Source organism: Actinoplanes sp. NPDC051633 (assembly GCF_040681735.1).
Lineage (GTDB): Bacteria > Actinomycetota > Actinomycetes > Mycobacteriales > Micromonosporaceae > Actinoplanes.
The window spans coordinates 1-1,880 of record NZ_JBFAZH010001365.1 but is presented as its reverse complement, the minus strand read 5'-3'; the positions used below and the strand labels follow the sequence as shown (position 1 = coordinate 1,880).

Below are 1,880 nucleotides of genomic sequence, written 5' to 3'. Positions count from 1 at the left end.
CCCAGACCGGGTTCCTGGGTGAGCCGCCGAGCGAGCCGACCGCGACGTACCCCCCGTTGTGCTCGACCCGCATCAGCGGGGTCTTGCGCAGCTTGCCGGTCTTGGCGCCCCTACTGGTGACCACGACCACCGGCCGGTTCTGGATCGTGTTCGCCTTCGCGCCGTCGCTCGCCTCGTAGGCCTCGGCCTGCTTGCGGGCCCAGCCGGACGTGCTCGGCTCATACTCCCCGGACAGCGGCATGTGACGATCTTAGATGGCTCAACGGACCCCGACGACGGCCGCGTCCACCCCGCCGCGCCACAACGTGCCGGCCTCGGTGAAGCCCGCCGCGCGCAGCGCCTCGACGTGCCAGGACGCGGGCGGCAGCCACTCGGTGTGAGTGGTCCGGCCCGGCGGGTAGATGAGGTCGCGCTCGGCGATCTGCGTACGGAACGCCTCGGTTTCGCGTACCCGATCCCACCAGCCCTGCCACGACAACGCCGTGCCGGCCGACTGGCGCGCCTCGCGACGCGCGTCCTCGCGCGCGAGCAACCGCTTGCTCAGCTCCGGGATGGCGTCGTCGGGCATCTGGTCGGCGTTGATGAAGACGCCGCCGGGCCGCAGCACGCCGAGAATCTCCTCGAACAGCGTGGTGAGCCGCTGCTCGGGCAGCCAGTGCAGGGCGGTCGCGGTGAGCACGGCGTCGTAGTCGCCCCGCGGCAACGACGTGGTCCAGGCCGGGTCGTTCAGGTCGGCCGCGATGACGGTGGCGCGGTCGCGCAGCGTCGAGCGGGCGATGGTCAGCAGCACCGGATCCTGGTCGAGCACCGTGGCCGTCGCGTCCGGCCAGCGGGCCAGGGTGCGCAGCGAGATGGTGCCGGTGCCGCCGGCCAGGTCGAGCAGCCGCGGCGGCCGGCCGTCGGTCACCGTGGCCACGGCGTCGAGCATCGCGGCGAACCGTTGCTCGCGATCCGGCAGATACTCCTCCTGCTGCCGGTCCCAACTCGCCTGCCAGGCGCCGGCGTTGTCGATGTAAGCAGTCATACGCCTCACGGTAGTTACATGACCGGCATCACGCAATGACTTCCTCGGTAGCGCTGTTGTCGTGAAGTGGATAGCACTGATTCGGGAGGAACAAATGCGAGTCGCCATCGTCACCGGAGGATCCCGAGGCATCGGGCGGGCTGTCGCCGAACGGCTGGCCGCCGACGGACAGGCCGTCGTCGTCGCCTATGCGAGCAACGAGAGCGAGGCTTCTGCCACGGTCGCCGCGATCGAGAAAGCGGGCGGGCAGGCCATCACCGCGCAGGTGGACGTCGGCGACGAGGCGGCGGTGGCCGCGCTCTTCGCCACGGCGGAGGACCGCTTCGGCGGCGTCGACGTCGTGGTCAACGCGGCCGGCGTCATGCGGCTCGCACCGCTGGCATCGCTCGAGGTGGCCAACCTCGACCAGATGTACCGCACCAACATCCGCGGCGCGTTCCTGGTCGCCCGGGAGGCCGCCCGCCGCGTCCGCGAGGGCGGCGCGATCATCAACTTCTCGACGTCGGTGACGCGGCTGCGCCAGCCGACCTACTCGGGGTACGCGGCGAGCAAGGCCGCCATGGAGGTCCTGAGCCCGATCCTCGCCAAGGAGCTGGCCGGCCGCGACGTCACGGCGAACACGGTGGCGCCCGGCCCGACCGCCACGGCCCTGTTCCTGGACGGCAAGGACCAGCAGACGATCGACCGGATCGCGGGCATGAACCCGATGGGCCGCCTGGGCGAGCCGGCCGACATCGCGGAGGTGGTCGCCTTCCTGGCCGGGCCGGGCCGCTGGATCAACGGCCAGACGATCTTCACCAACGGCGGGGTCGCGTAACCGCCGGAACGGCCACGACCGGACGGCGTCCGGTCACCG

Annotated in this window: 3 protein-coding genes; 1 reads left to right on the top strand and 2 read right to left on the bottom strand. The window is 71.4% G+C overall.

Annotation, left to right across the window (positions count from 1 at the left end; genetic code table 11):
* Together AB0M20_RS41040 and AB0M20_RS41035 are read right to left on the bottom strand one after the other, a co-directional pair.
* Positions 1 to 241 (bottom strand): nitroreductase/quinone reductase family protein (locus tag AB0M20_RS41040; RefSeq protein WP_364306676.1); only part of this gene is annotated, 241 nt, incomplete at its 3' end.
* An 18-nt stretch (positions 242 to 259) separates the two neighbouring features.
* Positions 260 to 1,024 carry a methyltransferase domain-containing protein gene (locus AB0M20_RS41035; RefSeq protein WP_364306674.1) on the bottom strand — a complete coding sequence of 255 codons (765 nt, stop codon included), beginning with the start codon at positions 1,022 to 1,024 and terminating at the stop codon, positions 260 to 262.
* Positions 1,025 to 1,118: 94 nt separating this feature from the next.
* Between AB0M20_RS41035 and AB0M20_RS41030 the strand changes: the two genes are divergently transcribed.
* Positions 1,119 to 1,841: an SDR family oxidoreductase gene (locus tag AB0M20_RS41030; RefSeq protein WP_364306672.1), complete on the top strand. Its 723-nt coding sequence runs from the start codon at positions 1,119 to 1,121 to the stop codon at positions 1,839 to 1,841.
* Positions 1,842 to 1,880 lie beyond the last annotated feature (39 nt).

Excerpts from the sequence above, each read along its gene's own strand:
- AB0M20_RS41035 (WP_364306674.1), bottom strand. The coding sequence starts at position 1,024 with ATGACTGCTTACATCGACAACGCCGGCGCCTGGCAGGCGAGTTGGGAC.
- AB0M20_RS41030 (WP_364306672.1), top strand. The coding sequence starts at position 1,119 with ATGCGAGTCGCCATCGTCACCGGAGGATCCCGAGGCATCGGGCGGGCT.